The following is a 14,993-nucleotide window of genomic DNA, read 5'->3' as shown; positions in this document are numbered from 1 at the left end:
TCGTGCACCTCGCCGCGACCTCCGGCGCGGTGCACGATCCGGCGACGCACTTCGACGTGGTGCGCGTGGGGGCCGGGCTCGTCGGCATCGATCCGTCGCTCACCACGGTGCTGACCGGCGCGGCGCGGTTCACCGCCGCGGTGGTGCACAGCGCGTTGGTGCCGGCGGGCACCGCGGTCGGGTACGGCGGCGCGCACGTGACGGATCGGGCGACGCACCTCGCGGTCCTGGGCGTCGGATACGCCGACGGCATCCCGCGCGAGCTCGCGCGGGATGCCGGCGTGGAGCTCGACGGTGGCAGGCACCCCGTCGTCGGGCGGGTGTCGATGGACCAGATCGTGATCGACACGGGAGCGACCGCGGTGCCGCGCGGGGCCGTCGCGACCGTGTTCGGACCGGAGGGCGGCGCGGTGCCGTCGGCGCAGGACTGGGCGAGGTGGGCGGGCACCATCCCGCACACCATCGTCACCGGCATCGGCCCGCGCGTGGAGAGGGGGATCGCATGACGACCAGGGTGCTGGTGATCGGCGGGGGGCAGAACTCCGAGCACGACGTGTCGCTGGCGTCGGCGGCCGCGGTCGCCGCAGCGCTGCGACTCGGCGACCACGAGGTGGTGTGTGCGACCATCGGCCGCGACGGCGTGTGGCGGTCCGATGCGCTGCCCACGGCCGGGAGCGCGGCCGAGTCGCTGCAGCAGGCGCTCGGGCTCCTGGCCACGGTCGACGTCGTGTTCCCCGCCGTGCACGGGGTGCTCGGGGAGGACGGTGCGCTCGCGGCCCTGTGCGCACTCGCCGGGGTGCGCGTGGTCGGCTCCGGGCTGCGGGCGGGCGCGATCGGCATGGACAAGTGGACCACGAAGCTCGTGGCCCAGGCGGTCGGCATCGGTACCGCGCGGGGGCGACTGGTGGGGGCGGCCGACCTCGGTGACGCGGAGTTCGACGAGCCCGTGGTGGTGAAACCCGTGTCGGCCGGGTCGAGCCACGGTGTGAGCCTGGTGTCGGCGGAGGGCGAGCTGCTGGGGGCGCTGCGGGAGGCCGCGCGCTTCGACCGGCGGATCCTCGTCGAGGAGGTCGTGCGCGGCCGGGAGGTAGACGTGGCCGTGATCCGCGAGAGAGGCGGCGTGCGGTGGGCGGCCCCGCCTCTGGAGATCCACGCGCCCGGACTGTTCGACACCGCGACCAAGTACGACGGCTCCGCCCGCTTCACGGTTCCCGCGCAGCTGGATCCCGCGCAGACGAGCGCCCTGCAGCGGGCGGCGGTGGCCGTGTTCGACGCCCTCGGCTGCGACGGGGTGGCCCGCATGGACTTCTTCCTCACGGAGCGGGGGCCCGTGCTGAACGAGGTCAACACCATGCCGGGCATGACCGCGGCGTCACAGGTGCCGCGCATGTTCGCCGCCGCGGGCGTGCCCTACGTCGATCTCGTGACGCGACTGGTGCGGGCTGCGTCGTGAAGGGGGTCAGCGGATGACGGGTTCCGTCGCCGAGAGCAGTCCGAGCTCGGATCGGCGCGGGAGCCCCTCCCAGTCGCCGGGGCTGAGGCAGGCGAACGCTCCGGCGGCGTTCGCAGTCGCCAGGCGCTCGGCCGGCTCTCGCCCCGCCGCGAGTTCGGCGAGGTAGCCGCCGACGAACGCGTCACCTGCGCCGACGGTGTCGACCGGCTCGATGGCTATGCCCGGTGCCGTATGCCGCTCGCCGTCGATCACGGCCAGGCATCCCTCAGCGCCGAGCTTCACCACCGCCTGCTGGGGCCCGAGGTCCGCGAGCCGCCGCGCCAGCTGCTCCGGCTCCGCGTCCTGGTCGAGCACGAGTTGTGCCTCGTCGGCGCCCGCGAAGACGATGTCGACCTCGGGCAGCAGCCGTCGGTACACCGCGCGTGCCGTGGCGGCGTCCCAGAGGGCGGCGCGATGGTTCACGTCGAACGACACGGTCACCCCATGGGCGCGGGCGTCGGCGATCGTGCCGACCACGGCGTCGAGGGCGGTCGTCGACAGCGCGGCTGTGATTCCGGTCACGTGCAAGATCCGTGCAGCGCGCAGCACCTCCTGGGGCACGTCCGTCCGACCGAGCCGGGAGCCCGCGCTGCCCGCGCGGGCATAGGTCACCTGAGCCAGCACCGGAGTGCGGGCGATCCGCACCATGTGAGCCGTGGGGGCTGCGGCGTCGACGACGGTGTGTACGCGGACGCCCTCTGCCCGCAGTTCCCGGAGGATGAGCTCGCCGAAGGCATCGTCACCGACGCGCCCGCACCACGCCGCCGTGCCGCCCAGCCGTGTCACGGCGATGGCGACGTTGCTCTCGGCTCCGCCCACGCTCAGCGTGAAGTCGGTGTTGTGGGCCAGCGGCCCGACGCCCGTGGAGCGGAACAGCACGAGGGTCTCACCCAGCGTGACGACGCCGACCGCAGGCACCGTGGCGCCCAGCTCCGGGCCGCTCACCGGGCGAGCCAGCCGCCGTCGACGGGCAGCACGACACCGTGCACATAGGCCGCCGCATCGGAGGCGAGGAACACGACCGCGCCCGCGAGGTCGTCCGGGTTGCCCCAGCGCCCGGCCGGGATCCGTTCCAGGATCTGGGTCCGACGGACGCCGTCGTCGAGCAGCGCCTCGTTCATGTCGGTCGCGATGTAGCCCGGCGCGACCGCGTTGACGTTGACGCCGCGGGCCGCCCACTCGTTGCACAGCGCCTTGGTGAGCTGCGCCACGGCACCCTTCGACGCGGCGTAGGCGGCCACGCGCAGCCCGCCCTGGAAGCTCAGCAGCGAGGCCATGTTCACCACCCGCCCGGAACCCCGCTCCAGCATGACCGCGCCGAAGCGCTGTGCGAGCCGGAAGGCGGCGCGGGTGTTCACGGCGAGCACCGCCTCGAACTCGTCCAGCGGGAAGGCCTCGGCGGCGTGCCGCGCCTGGATGCCCGCGTTGTTGACGAGCACGTCGACCGTTCCCCGTGCCAGCACCTCGTCGCAGGCGCGATCGATCGAGTCGACGGAGGCAAGGTCCACCGCGACCGCCGACAGGGAGACGCTGCACTCCCTCGCGACGTCCTCGAGGTGCGCGGCATGGGCGCCGCGCTGCATCGTGATGACATCGGCACCGGCACGCAGCAGTCCTTCCGCCACCGCGGCACCGATCCCGCGCGATGCTCCAGTGACGACCGCCGTACGTCCGTCGAGCCGGAACGGCGCGGCGCTCATCGCTGGGCCTCCGCCGCCGCCACGGTGTCTAGAGCGACGAGGACCTTGAGGGCGGCGCCCGCCGAGGTGGCCTCCGCGAACGCCTGCGTGGTCTCGGCCAGGTCATACACCGAGACCGGCAGACGCTCCAGACCGAGGGCGTCGCTCTCCACGAGGCCCACGGCATCGCGGAAGTCCGCGGTCGTGTACACCCGCACCCCGACGAGCGTCTGCTCGGTGAAGGTCACCGCCTGCAGGTCGAGCTCGACCGGTTTCTTGTAGACGCCGACCAGCACGATCGTGCCCCGCACCGCGGCCGCACGCGGCAACTGCCGGGCGACCGAGGGGTGGGCGGCGGAGTCGAAGACGATGCGCGCGCCGCCGGGGATGGCCGCCCGGATAGCCTCCGCTGCATCGTCCGTCGCGGGCAGCGTCTCGAAACCGAGCGTCTCGGCCAGGGCGCGTCGGTCATCGCCCGGCTCGACGACCAGGATTCGTCGGGCGCCATAGTGCTGCGCGACGAGCGCGGTGAGGATGCCGATCGGACCGGCTCCGAACACCGCGACCGTCTCTCCTCCGGTCAGCCGCGACCGCCGGACCGCGTGCACCGCGACGGCGAGCGGCTCGATGAGCGCCGCGGTCCGCACCGGCACCGCGTCGTCGACCGGGAAAAGCCGGTCGTGCGGGAAGGCGGCGAACTCCGCGAGCCCGCCGGGCTCGTCGATCCCGTACAGGCCGAGCCGTTCACAGACGTGCGCGAGGCCGTCGCGGCAGGGGGTGCACGTGCCGCAGCTGAGGAGCGGAAGCACCGCCACCCGACGCCCGTGCAGCTCGGGGTCGTCACCGCTCACGACCCGACCGGTGACCTCGTGTCCCGGGATCAGGGGGGCCGCGGCGCGCGGATGAGTGCCGTGCAGGATCGAGAAGTCGGTGCCGCACAGGCCGGTCAGCTCGACGTGCACCAGCGACTCGCCCGCGCGGAGAGCGGGGCGCGGGGCGTCGGCGATGCGGACGAGATCCGGGCCCTCCCAGATCGCGGCTCTCATGGAGTTTCCGTTCACTTGCTCACCTCCGGGTTCAGCAGGTCGCGCGGTGCGCGTCCGGCGCAGAACTCCACCACGTTCTCGATCGTCCGCCTCTTCAGTTCGGCCTCGGACTCCTCGCTGTACCAGGCGGTGTGCGGCGTGACCACGACGGACGGCAGTTGCAGCAGCGCGCTGGTGGGCGGGAGCGGCTCTTCCTCGAAGACGTCCAGCGCGGCCGACTTGATGCGGCCGTCGCCGAGGGCTCGCACGAGCGCTGCCGTGTCGACCACCCCGCCGCGGCAGGTGTTCACCAGCATCGCTCCCGGCTTCATTCGCTGCAGCGCGTCGTCGTCGATGAGGTGACGGGTGCGTTCGTCGAGCGGCACGTGCAGCGACACGACATCGGCTGTCGCGAGCAGCTCGTCGAGCCCGACGAGCGTCACCCCTCCGCCCGATGCCTCGGTGCGGGGGTCGTGGCCGACGACGGCGAAGCCGAGAGCGGCGGCCTTGCGCGCGGTGGCGGCACCGATGCGGCCGACTCCCACCACGCCGAAGGTCAGGGCCGAGATGCGGTGCAGGGGCTTCACACCGCTGAGGGCGTAGGTGCCGGCGCGGGTCCGGCGGTCCAGCTCGGTCACCCCCCGCACGAGGGACAGGGCGAGCGCGATCGCGTGATCCGACACGTCCTCGGTCCCGTAGTCGGGCACATTGCACACCGCGACACCGCGCGCTGTCGCCGCCACCACGTCGACCGTGTCGACACCGACCCCGTACCGACCGATCGCTCGCAGCTGCGGGAGCGCGTCGAGGACGCGCGCCGTGATGGGGGCGTACTGCACGAGGATCGCGTCCGCACCGGCTGCTGCGGCGATCACCTCGTCTTCCGTGCGGCACTGGAACAGCTCCAGCGCGATCCCGTGCGCGGCGGCGACGGCGGTCTCCTCCGCGATCGCATCGTGGTCGCAATCCGTGATGACGATCCGCATGCGTCGTCCTCTCCTTCGTGGCGATGACACCGTCCGCTCCCGTGCGGCGAACCGGATGGTTGGCAACAGTAGCCGATCTGTGTATGGTTAGGAAATCGGTTTTCTAGCGGGGTCCGCAGGACTCCTCGATTCGGAGCACTCATCAATGGCGAAGATCACGAACGTTCGTACCGACCTGTACCGGGTGCCGCTGGCGACCGCTCTGTCGGACAGCACGCACGGCGACATGCTCGACTTCGAGCTCATCGTCGTGCGGATCACCGATGCCGATGGCGCTACCGGAATGGGGTACACCTACACGGTCAACGCGGGAGGCGACGCCGTCGCGCGGATGATCGACCCCTACCTCGGCGACATCCTCCGCGGTGAGGACGCCGATCTGATCGAGGCGCTGTGGCAGAAGATGTGGTGGCACCTGCACTACGCGGGTCGCGGCGGGCACGTCACCTCGGCGATCTCCGCGGTCGACATCGCGCTGTGGGATCTGAAGGCCCGCCGGATGGGCCAGCCCCTCTGGCGCGTCTTCGGCGGCTTCGACCCGCGCGTGCCCGTCTATGCCGGTGGCATCGACCTGCAGTTCAGTACCGAGCAGCTGCTCGCCCAGGCCGACGGGTTCCGTGCCCAGGGCTTCCGTGCGATCAAGATGAAGGTCGGTCGTCCCGACCTGCGCGAGGACGTCGCACGTGTCGCCGCGATGCGCGAGCACCTCGGCGACTGCTTCCCGCTCATGGTCGACGCGAACATGCGCTGGTCGGCGGATCAGGCCATCGCGGCCGCCCGTGAGCTGCGCGCCTTCGACCTGGTGTGGCTGGAGGAGCCGGTGATCCCCGACGACCTGCGCGGCCAGGCTCGAGTGCTGGCCACTGGAGGTCTGCCCATCGCCGCCGGGGAGAACCTGCACACCCTGTACGAGTTCCGCGCCGCGATCGAGGCCGAGGCCGTCACGTACCCCGAGCCCGACGTGAGCAACTGCGGAGGCATGACCGTGTTCCGCAAGATCGCGGCGCTCGCCGAGGCGCACAACCTGCCGGTGACCAGCCACGGGGTGCACGACCTCACCGTGCACTGCCTCGCCGCGGCACCGAATCGCACCTACATGGAGGCGCACGGCTTCAGCCTCGAGCCGTACCTCGCAGAGACCATGCCGATCGTCGACGGCGTCGTGACCGCGCCGGATCGGCCGGGTCACGGCCTCGACCTCGACTTCGACCGGCTTGCATCGCTGCGAGCCTGACCCTCGGCCGCCGCCACAGCAGACGGCTGTCCATCAGAAATCAAAGGAGATGTCATGAGATCCACGCGCATCATCACGGCGGCCGCCCTGGCTGCCGGAATGCTCATCGCGGTCAGCGGCTGCGCGAAGCCGCTCGACGACGGCGGCGGTGCGGCGGCGAACGGCAAGGGTACCGAGCAGGTCGTCGAGAGCAGCTCGGAAGCCACCTGCGTCAACCCGAAGCCATCCGACAAGAAGCTGTCGGAGCTGAAGATCGGCTTCTCGCAGTCGGAGAACGAGCAGAACCCGTTCCGAGCGACCGAGACCGCGTCGGTGCGGCAGTCCGTCGAAGACGCCGGGTCGGAATTCGTCTACACGAACGCCAACAGCGACCAGGCCAAGCAGCTCAGCGACATCCAGTCGATGATCAACCAGGGCGTGGACGCACTGATCGTGGCGCCCATCAGCGCCACGGGCCTGCAGAGCGCGTTCGAGGCAGCCAAGGCCAAGGGCATTCCGGTCATCACGATCGACCGCGAAACCGCGGGCCAGCCCTGCACCGACTTCATTTCATTCATGGGCTCCGACTTCGAGAAGCAGGGGCAGCGCGCGGGTGAGGCGATGATCGACGCCCTGGGCGGCAAGGGCGTGGTCGCCGAGATCCAGGGCGCCCCGGGGAGCGACGTGGCGACGTTGCGCACCAAGGGGTTCGCCGCAGCGACCAAGGACGCCTCCGGAATCGACGTGGTCGCCCAGCAGACCGGCAACTGGGCGACCAGTGAGGCGCAGGAGGTCCTGGCGCAGCTGTTGTCGTCCAACCCCGACATCAACGCGGTCTATACGCACAGCGACACCATGGCGCTGGGCGCTCTGACGGCCATCTCGCAGGCCGGACTCACGCCGGGCGCCGACGTCACCGTGGTGTCGATCGACGGCACGAAGGACGCGGTGAAGCACGTCGCCTCGGGCGACATCGCCGCGATCGTCGAGACGAACCCCCGGTTCGGACCCGCCGCGCTGGACCTGCTGAAGGACTGGTTCGCCGGAGACCCGGTGTCGCAGAAGATCATCATGAAGGACGAGCTCTACACGAAGAAGAATGCCCAAGACGCGCTCGACTCCGGACGAGCGTACTGAGCCCCGCCATGACACTGCGCGAGAGGACGGGCGCATGACATCGCCCGAGACGAACGTGATCCTCGAAGCCCGCGACATCACGAAGAGCTTCAACGGCGTCCGCGCGCTCAAGGGAGCGTCGCTGACGCTCCGGGCCGGCGAGGTGCACGGGCTCAACGGCGAGAACGGCGCCGGAAAGTCCACGCTCATCAAGATCATCACCGGGTTCTACCAGCAGGACGGCGGCGAGGTTCTGCTCGACGGTCGTCCCGTACGGTTCCAACGACCCAAGGACTCCCAGGCTGCGGGCATCAGCACCGTCTATCAGGAGGTGAACCTGATCCCGGAGCGCACGGTGGCGGAGAACATCCTCCTCGGTCGCGAGCCGCGGCGGGCGGGGTTCCTGCGCAAGCGGGCTGCCGTCGCCGAGGCTCAGGCGATCCTCGACCGGTTCGGTCTGGGGATCTCGGCCAGGGCGACGCTGTCGTCGCTGTCGTTGGGGATGCAGCAGATGGTCGCGATCGTACGCGCGGTGGCCTTCGAGGCGAGGGCGGTGATCCTCGACGAACCCACGTCGGCGCTCAACGGCACCGAGATCGACATCCTGTTCGGCGTCGTCCGGCAGCTGCGGGACGAGGGGCTGGCGATCATGCTCGTCAGCCACCGCATGTCCGAGTTGTATGAGCTGTGCGACCGCTTCACGGTGCTCCGCGACGGGCGCTTCGTCCTCGAGAGCACCCCGGCGCAGCTGCCTCCGGCCGAGCTCGTGGCCGCCATGCTCGGGGGCATCGCCCTCAACGACACCCAGCGCGACCCGGCGCAGCACCGGGAGCGAATGGCCGCGCTCGACGACGGGGACACCGTGCTCGACGTCGAGGGGCTCACGTGGGGCAATCGCCTCCACGACGTGTCGTTCGCCGTGCGCCGTGGCGAGATCGTCGGACTGCTCGGTCTGCTGGGGTCCGGGCGGACGGAGATCTGCAAAGCCGTGTACGGGGCGATCCGCCCGGACGGGGGCACGATCCGACTCGAGGGGACAGCGCTCACGCGGTCCTCTCCTGCCCGCTCCTTGCGAGCCGGGATCGCCTACCTCTCAGAGGATCGGCGCCACGAGGGCATCTTCCCCGGACTGAGTGTGCGCGAGAACCTGACCGCGGCGGTCCTCGGCCGACTGTCGACTTTCGGTGTGGTGCGACCACGGGAGCAGAGCGCCCTGGTGTCCCGGTTCGCCGACGAGCTGCGACTCAAGGCCGCGGGTGTGGAGCAGCCGATCTCCGAGCTGTCCGGCGGCAACCAGCAGAAGGTGCTGCTGGCGCGGTGGATCGCCACCGAGCCCAAGGTCGTGCTGCTCGACGACCCCACCCGCGGGATCGATGTCGGCGCGAAGGCCGAGGTGCACCGGGTGGTGCGTTCCCTGGCCGAACGGGGTATCGGTGTGCTGGTCACCTCCAGTGAGACGGAGGAGCTGCTCGCCCTGTGCGACCGGCTCGTCGTGCTGAGCGAGGGAGCGGTGGTGGGCGAGCTCGATCCGCTCGCCGTCGATCCGGCCGATGTCGTCGGTCTGCTCTCGGCCGCCTCTGCCGGCTCTCTGACGACGACGGGAGGGAACCCGTGAGCGTTACGACCACGACCACGTCGGTGGTGATCCCCGAGCGCACACCCCGGGAGAAGCTCGCGCACTTCGCGCGCACCTCGACCGTCTACATCGCGCTGGTGGTGCTCATCGTCTACAACCTGGTGGCCACCTCCGGCTTCGCGACCGTCGCCACCCTGCAGAACGTGCTGTTCGCCGTCGCTCCGATCGTGCTGATCGCGGTCGGCCAGACACTCGCTATCGGAACCGGGGGGATCGACCTGTCGGTCGGGTCGGTGATGTCGCTGTCGTCCGCGATGATCGCGCTGTATCTCGGGTACGGCGAGGTGGTGGCGCTGCTGACGGGAGTTCTGGTCGCAGCGGCTCTGGGTGTGCTCAACGGCACCATGATCGCCTACCTGCGCATCAACCCGCTCATCACCAGCCTCGGGCTGCTGGTCGCCGTCCGCGGCCTCGCTCAAGCCCTCTCGGGTGGGGCGCGCAGCCCGCTGCCCGGCGACGGCCTGTTCGAGTGGCTGGGCAATGCCGTGCTGTTCGGCATCCCTGCCGTCGCACTGATCGCGGTCGTCGTGGCGGCGGCGATGTGGCTGCTGGTCAAGAAGACGACGTTCGGACGGTACGCGCTCTTCGCGGGCTCGAACCGCGCGGCCGCCCACCTCACGGGTACGCCGCGCAACCGCACGCTCATCGCGATCTACGCCCTCAGCGCCGGTCTCGCCGGTCTCGCCGGCGCTTTCGTGTCGGCGCGCATCGGGGCGTCCGATCCCAGCTTCATCGGCATCCATCTGGAGCTGACCGCGATCGCCGCCGTGGTGATCGGCGGCACGCCGCTCGTCGGCGGTCGCATCAACATCGGGGGCACGGTCGCCGCAGCGGTCTTCCTCCAGGTGCTCGACACCACGTTCATCATGAACAACCTCGATTTCGCGTACGCGCAGGTACTGAAGGCGGTCCTCATCGTGGTCGCCCTCTTCCTGCAGCGTGCTGGGAAGGACGCACGATGACGGCCCTGGCGCAGGATCCCTCGCGACGGACGAGCGCGTCGTCGCACGGCCCGGGGCGATGGGCATCCGGCATGCAGCGCTACGGGATCGTGGGCGTGCTGGTCGCGGTCGGCATCGTGGCGACGTTCGTGTCACCGTCGTTCGGCACGATCGACAACGCCGCAAACATCGTCACCGCTGCCTGCTTCATCGGGCTGATCACCATCGGGCAGAGCTTCGTGCTCATCACCGGCGGGATCGACCTCTCGGTGGGTTCGATGATCGGCCTCGGCACGGTGCTCGCCGCGCTGGCGGCACCGGCCGGGTGGGTGGCGGCTCTGCTCGCGCCCATCGTCGCCGGAACCGTGCTGGGCCTCGTCAACGGCATCCTCGTCGGCAAGGCCCGCATGGCGCCCTTCATCATCACCCTCTCGGCACTGTTGGCGGTGAACGGCATCGCGGTGGCCCTCGCGAATTCGAGCATCGTGATCGATTCCGGCGTCTTCACGTCGATCGCCAACGGCAGCACCCTGGGCCTGCCCAACCTCGTCTGGATCCTGCTGCTGGCGTTCGTGGTCGCTGCCGTGGTTCTCAACCGCACCCCGTTCGGGTCGCGGATGTTCGCCCTGGGTGGCAACGAGGAAGCTGCGCGGATGATGGGCGTCAACGTGACGCGCGTGAAGGTGCAGGTGTACACGATCAGCGGTGCACTGGCCGGGCTCGCTGGCGCGCTGCTGGCCTCGCGGCTCTCGTCCGGCGTCGCCAGCTTGGGGTCGACGTACGAGCTGAAGTCCATCGCCGCGGCGGTGATCGGCGGAGTGCTGCTCACCGGCGGGGTCGGAACCATGCTGGGCGCGCTCTCGGGCGTGCTCCTCATCGCGATGATCGACAACCTCATCAACCAGCTCGGTTCGCTCAACGCCTATGTGCAGGACCTGTTCACCGGCGTGTTCCTCGTCCTGGCGATGATCGTGCAGACGCTCCTCAGCCGGCGACGAGAACACTGACCACCACCACTCCTTCGAGAAAGGGAACCCACATGTCGACTCTCGACAGCAAGATCGCACTCATCACCGGCGCCGCCTCGGGTATGGGCCGTGCCATGGCGCTCGGTTACGCCGCCGAAGGCGCCCACGTCGTCATCGCCGACCTCAACCTGGAGGGCGCGGAGACCGTCGTCCGCGAGATCGAGGCCAGCGGAGGACGTGCCTCCGCTCGAGTTCTGAACGTGGCCGATCCTGCCGCGTCCGCACAGCTCGTGGCCGACGTCGTCGAGGAGCACGGCCGCCTCGACGTGCTCGTCAACAACGCCGGCATCGGCCTGATCAAGGCGGTGTGGGACACCACGCCCGAGGAGTGGGACCGGATCTTCGCCGTGAATGTGAAGGGGCTGTTCTTCCTCACCCAGGCGGCGGCAGAACCGATGCGTCGTCAGCGCAGCGGCAAGATCATCAACATGGCCTCGGTCGCGGGTCGCCGCGGTGAGGCCCTGGTCACCGCATACTGCGCCTCGAAGGCGACGGTGATCTCGGTCACGCAGTCGGTCGCGCTCGCCCTTGCGCCGTACGGCGTGAATGTGAACGCGATCGCCCCCGGTGTCGTCGACACTCCCTACTGGAAGGAGGTCGACAAGCAGTTCGGCGCGATCACGGGCAAGGCCGAGGGCGAGACGTTCAAGGGCATCGGTGAGACCATCCCCCTCGGGCGCACCTCCGTGCCGTCGGACATCGTGCCGATGGCGGTGTTCCTCGCAGGATCCGGCTCCGACTACATCACCGGCCAGACGTTCAACGTCGAGGGCGGAACCTACTTCAACTGATCGTCTCGATTCGAGGAGCTCGCATGTCCACCATCACTCCCCGCCCGCTCCTGGGCGAAGGAACCCTACTCGGCACCACGCCGCGCATGCTGGTCGGCGGTGCCTGGCGCGACGCAGAAGACACCCGTCCGGTCGTCAACCCCGCCACCGGTGCTGTGTTCGCCGAGGTCCCCGCCGCCGACGCCTCGCACGTCGATGCCGCGGTCGCGGCCGCGGTGCGTGCGCAGCGCGACTGGGCGCGTCGTCCGGCGACCGCGCGCGCGGCCGTCCTGGCCGAGATCATCCGACGCGTCGAGGAGAACGCGGAAGAGCTGGCGCAGCTGGTCGTCGCCGAGCAGGGCAAGACCATCACCGAGGCGCGCGGAGAGATCCAGGGCGTGCGGGCGTTCTTCGACTTTGCGATGAGCCAGAAGTACCGCACGGAGGGCGAGGTCGTCACGCCGTCGAGTGCGGAGCGTCAGCTGATCATCCGCGAGGAGCCGTTGGGTGTGGTCGTGGCGATCATCCCGTGGAACTTCCCGGCAGCGATCTTCGCTCGCAAGGTGGCTCCCGCGCTGATGACCGGCAACGCCATCATCGTCAAGCCGAGCGATGTCACTCCGCTCTCGTCCCTCGCCCTCGCGCGGATCTGTCAGGACGCGGGCGTTCCCGACGGGCTCCTCAGCGTGCTCACGGGGCGCGGCAGCGTCGTGGGGACGGCGCTGATCGACCACCCGGACACGTCGATGATCACGGTCACCGGGTCCACGAGGGCGGGGGTCGAGATCCTCGAGCGCGCGGCGAAGAAGGTCATCCCGGTGTCGCTCGAGCTGGGAGGCAAGGCCCCCTTCATCGTGTTCGGCGACGCCGACCTTCCACGCGCCGTGCAGGACGCATTCGAGGCGCGGTTCATGAACTGCGGTCAGGTGTGCACCTGCAACGAGCGCACGTACGTGCACCGGTCGGTGTTCGACGAGTTCGTCGCTCGGCTCGTCGAGAAGGTCCGCGGCCTGCGGGTGGGGGATCCGCTCGATGAGGACTCGCAGATGGGCCCGAAGGTGTCGGCGGAGGAATGGGCGAAGGTCGACGACATGGTGGCGGCGGCGGTGGCGGCCGGTGCGAAGGTCGAGATCGGCGGCGGGCGGCCGTCGGGGTCCGAAGGGAATCCGGGGTTCTGGTACGCCCCGACGGTCTTGACGGGTGTGACGAACGAGATGGACATCGTGCAGCAGGAGGTGTTCGGGCCGGTGCTGCCGATCGTGCCGTTCGACGACGAGGACGAGGTCTTCGACTTCGCCAACTCCACCCCGTACGGTCTCACCGCCTACGTCTACACGACCGACATCCGCACGGCCCTGCGCGCAACGGACGCACTCGCGTTCGGCGAGGTGTACATCAACCGGGTGGGCCCGGAAGAGGTGTCGGGCTTCCACACGGGGTGGAAGATGTCGGGTCTCGGCGGCGATGACGGGCATCACGGCTTCGAGCGCTACACCCAGCGCAAGACCGTGTACGTCGACTACAGCCGCGACGCCTGATCGCCGGCGAGCTGACGCAAGACCGCTGTGCCGGGTTCGGGGACCCCGGGCCCGGCACAGCCCGCATGAGAAGATGACGCGTGCCCGATTCACCCCCAGCTCGCGGGCGAGTCCGTCTGATCGACGTCGCCGAACTCGCCGGCGTGACCAAATCCGTCGCCTCCCGGATCCTCAGCCGTGACGAGACGCTGAATGTGCGGCCCAGCACCCGCGCGCGCGTGCTCGACGCTGCCGAGCGCCTGCAGTACTCTCCGCACGCCGGGGCGCGAGCGCTCGCCGCATCGACCACCGGTGCGCTGTCGCTGCTGATCCCTGACCTGACGAACCCCGTCTACGCCCGCATCGCCCGCGGCGCCTATCAGCGCGCGCACGATCTCGGCTACGTGGTGCTGTTGGCCGAGGACAATGAGGAGACCGATGCGCGGGCCGACTTCACCGACCTGGTGGACGCCGGTCGCGTGGATGGCCTGCTCATCGCGAGTGCCCGACAGGATCACCCGCTCATCGAGTCGGGCCGCCTCGCTGCGATCCCCCACGTGTTCGTCAACCGCACCGTGCCGGACTCCGGACGCAATGTCACCGTGGACCTGGAACTCGCGAGCCGGGTCGCGTACGAGTACCTGCATGGCCTGGGCCACCGCGCGGTCGCGCACATCTCGGGCCCCGGCGGGCTGAGCCCGGCACGGGACAGGGAACGGGGGTTCCTGGAGGCCGCCGCTCGGTCGCATGCGCCGATACCGCACGTGGTCCACGCCGACTTCTCGGAGGCGGGCGGGTACGCCGCCGTCGAGGAGATCCTGCGCGAGCGGCCCGACATCACCGCGATCTACGCCGGCACGCTGCCGCAGTCGATCGGAGCCCTGAAATCCCTGCAGGTCCTGGGGCGCCGGGTTCCGCACGAGGTGTCTCTGCTGTCGTACGACGACCTGCCGATGGCGGCGTACCTGACGCCGGCGCTGACGACCCTGGAACTCCCACTGCAAGAGCTCGGAACCGCTGCGGTCGACGAGCTGGTGCAGCAGTTGCGCGGGGGGCCGCCGCGCGATGTCACGCTCGGCTCGCACATCCGCATCGTCGAACGGGATTCGGTCACGTCGATCTCGTGACGCGACTGGTGCGGGCTGCGTCGTGAAGGGGGTCGACAGGGGTCCTGCGACGGCGGATCCTGGGAACATGACGGCGTTCACGGTGCAGGATGCGTTCAGCGGTTTCAGTGTCGACGACCTCGACGCGGCGCAACGGTTCTACGGCGAGACCCTCGGGCTCGAGGTCGCCCGGAATGCGATGGGCTTCCTCGAGCTGCGGCTCGCCAGCGGCGGCAGCATCCTCGTGTACGACAAACCGAACCACGAGCCGGCGAGCTTCACGATCCTGAACTTCCCGGTGGCTGATGTGGATGCCGCGGTCGACGAGCTGCGCGCCAAGGGGGTCGAGACGAAGATCTACCCCGACGACGTGTTCCCCTCGGACGACCGCGGGATCGTGCGCGGCGACGGACGCGGGCCCGACATCGCGTGGTTCCGCGACCCGGCGGGCAACGTGCTCGCGGTGATGCAGGCCTGACGCCCG

Annotated in this window: 15 protein-coding genes; 11 read left to right on the top strand and 4 right to left on the bottom strand. The window is 70.0% G+C overall.

What is annotated here, in order from left to right:
* Together DW299_RS11695 and DW299_RS11690 are read left to right on the top strand one after the other, a co-directional pair.
* The coding region (locus DW299_RS11695) for an alanine racemase C-terminal domain-containing protein (protein WP_275090588.1) at positions 1-506 on the top strand (506 nt) is incomplete at its 5' end.
* A complete protein-coding gene (locus tag DW299_RS11690; RefSeq protein ID WP_136036692.1) occupies positions 503-1,453 on the top strand; it encodes a D-alanine--D-alanine ligase family protein in 951 nt (316 codons plus the stop codon). The genes DW299_RS11695 and DW299_RS11690, both read left to right, overlap by 4 nt.
* 6 nt (positions 1,454-1,459) lie before the next feature.
* Here the strand turns inward: DW299_RS11690 and DW299_RS11685 are convergent, their stop codons facing one another.
* The 4 genes from DW299_RS11685 to DW299_RS11670 are packed head-to-tail and all read right to left on the bottom strand — an operon-like array spanning position 1,460 to position 5,182.
* Positions 1,460-2,437, bottom strand: coding sequence for a sugar kinase (locus DW299_RS11685; RefSeq protein WP_240745392.1), 978 nt, complete (start codon positions 2,435-2,437; stop codon positions 1,460-1,462).
* Complete coding sequence (locus tag DW299_RS11680) at positions 2,434-3,192, bottom strand: SDR family oxidoreductase (protein ID WP_136036691.1); 759 nt, start codon at positions 3,190-3,192, stop codon at positions 2,434-2,436. Before DW299_RS11680 ends, DW299_RS11685 begins: the two co-directional genes overlap by 4 nt.
* The gene (locus tag DW299_RS11675; protein ID WP_136036690.1) at positions 3,189-4,217 is read right to left on the bottom strand and encodes a zinc-dependent alcohol dehydrogenase; all 1,029 of its coding nucleotides are present in this window, start codon (positions 4,215-4,217) and stop codon (positions 3,189-3,191) included. Before DW299_RS11675 ends, DW299_RS11680 begins: the two co-directional genes overlap by 4 nt.
* Positions 4,218-4,228: 11 nt before the next feature.
* The gene (locus DW299_RS11670; protein WP_136036689.1) at positions 4,229-5,182 is read right to left on the bottom strand and encodes a C-terminal binding protein; all 954 of its coding nucleotides are present in this window, start codon (positions 5,180-5,182) and stop codon (positions 4,229-4,231) included.
* Positions 5,183-5,327: 145 nt separating this feature from the next.
* Here DW299_RS11670 and DW299_RS11665 point away from each other — a divergent pair, with 145 nt between their 5' ends.
* The 9 genes from DW299_RS11665 (at position 5,328) to DW299_RS11625 (ending at position 14,987) form a co-directional block, all read left to right on the top strand.
* Complete coding sequence (locus DW299_RS11665) at positions 5,328-6,416, top strand: mandelate racemase/muconate lactonizing enzyme family protein (protein ID WP_136036688.1); 1,089 nt, start codon at positions 5,328-5,330, stop codon at positions 6,414-6,416.
* Between the two features lie 54 nt (positions 6,417-6,470).
* Positions 6,471-7,532, top strand: coding sequence for an ABC transporter substrate-binding protein (locus DW299_RS11660; RefSeq protein WP_205814384.1), 1,062 nt, complete (start codon positions 6,471-6,473; stop codon positions 7,530-7,532).
* 34 nt (positions 7,533-7,566) lie between these two features.
* A complete protein-coding gene (locus DW299_RS11655; protein WP_136036687.1) occupies positions 7,567-9,126 on the top strand; it encodes a sugar ABC transporter ATP-binding protein in 1,560 nt (519 codons plus the stop codon).
* Positions 9,123-10,109: an ABC transporter permease gene (locus DW299_RS11650; protein ID WP_168443130.1), complete on the top strand. Its 987-nt coding sequence runs from the start codon at positions 9,123-9,125 to the stop codon at positions 10,107-10,109. Before DW299_RS11655 ends, DW299_RS11650 begins: the two co-directional genes overlap by 4 nt.
* Entirely contained in the window at positions 10,106-11,095 is a 990-nt protein-coding gene (locus DW299_RS11645) for an ABC transporter permease (RefSeq protein ID WP_136032665.1), read from the top strand. The genes DW299_RS11650 and DW299_RS11645 overlap by 4 nt, the downstream gene beginning before the upstream one ends.
* A 32-nt stretch (positions 11,096-11,127) precedes the next feature.
* On the top strand, positions 11,128-11,907 hold the full coding sequence (locus DW299_RS11640) for a glucose 1-dehydrogenase (protein ID WP_136032667.1): 780 nt from the start codon (positions 11,128-11,130) through the stop codon (positions 11,905-11,907).
* A gap of 23 nt (positions 11,908-11,930) precedes the next feature.
* The gene (locus DW299_RS11635) at positions 11,931-13,424 is read left to right on the top strand and encodes an aldehyde dehydrogenase family protein (RefSeq protein WP_168443129.1); all 1,494 of its coding nucleotides are present in this window, start codon (positions 11,931-11,933) and stop codon (positions 13,422-13,424) included.
* An 80-nt stretch (positions 13,425-13,504) separates the two neighbouring features.
* Positions 13,505-14,530: a LacI family DNA-binding transcriptional regulator gene (locus tag DW299_RS11630; RefSeq protein ID WP_205814383.1), complete on the top strand. Its 1,026-nt coding sequence runs from the start codon at positions 13,505-13,507 to the stop codon at positions 14,528-14,530.
* A gap of 67 nt (positions 14,531-14,597) precedes the next feature.
* Positions 14,598-14,987 (top strand): VOC family protein, encoded by a 390-nt coding sequence (locus DW299_RS11625; RefSeq protein WP_136036685.1) that lies wholly within the window; start codon positions 14,598-14,600, stop codon positions 14,985-14,987.
* Positions 14,988-14,993: the final 6 nt, after the last annotated feature.

Source organism: Microbacterium sp. K35 (assembly GCF_004794375.1).
Taxonomy (GTDB): Bacteria; Actinomycetota; Actinomycetes; order Actinomycetales; family Microbacteriaceae; genus Microbacterium; species Microbacterium sufflavum.
Note: the sequence above shows the minus strand (reverse complement) of the source record. Positions and strands in the feature narration are given on the sequence as shown.

Bases quoted from the DNA above. Each gene is read 5' to 3' on its own strand.
- DW299_RS11690 (WP_136036692.1), top strand. From the start codon at position 503: ATGACGACCAGGGTGCTGGTGATCGGCGGGGGGCAGAACTCCGAGCAC.
- DW299_RS11680 (WP_136036691.1), bottom strand. From the start codon at position 3,192: ATGAGCGCCGCGCCGTTCCGGCTCGACGGACGTACGGCGGTCGTCACT.
- DW299_RS11675 (WP_136036690.1), bottom strand. From the start codon at position 4,217: ATGAGAGCCGCGATCTGGGAGGGCCCGGATCTCGTCCGCATCGCCGAC.
- DW299_RS11670 (WP_136036689.1), bottom strand. From the start codon at position 5,182: ATGCGGATCGTCATCACGGATTGCGACCACGATGCGATCGCGGAGGAG.
- DW299_RS11665 (WP_136036688.1), top strand. From the start codon at position 5,328: ATGGCGAAGATCACGAACGTTCGTACCGACCTGTACCGGGTGCCGCTG.
- DW299_RS11660 (WP_205814384.1), top strand. From the start codon at position 6,471: ATGAGATCCACGCGCATCATCACGGCGGCCGCCCTGGCTGCCGGAATG.
- DW299_RS11655 (WP_136036687.1), top strand. From the start codon at position 7,567: ATGACATCGCCCGAGACGAACGTGATCCTCGAAGCCCGCGACATCACG.
- DW299_RS11645 (WP_136032665.1), top strand. From the start codon at position 10,106: ATGACGGCCCTGGCGCAGGATCCCTCGCGACGGACGAGCGCGTCGTCG.
- DW299_RS11640 (WP_136032667.1), top strand. From the start codon at position 11,128: ATGTCGACTCTCGACAGCAAGATCGCACTCATCACCGGCGCCGCCTCG.
- DW299_RS11635 (WP_168443129.1), top strand. From the start codon at position 11,931: ATGTCCACCATCACTCCCCGCCCGCTCCTGGGCGAAGGAACCCTACTC.
- DW299_RS11625 (WP_136036685.1), top strand. From the start codon at position 14,598: ATGACGGCGTTCACGGTGCAGGATGCGTTCAGCGGTTTCAGTGTCGAC.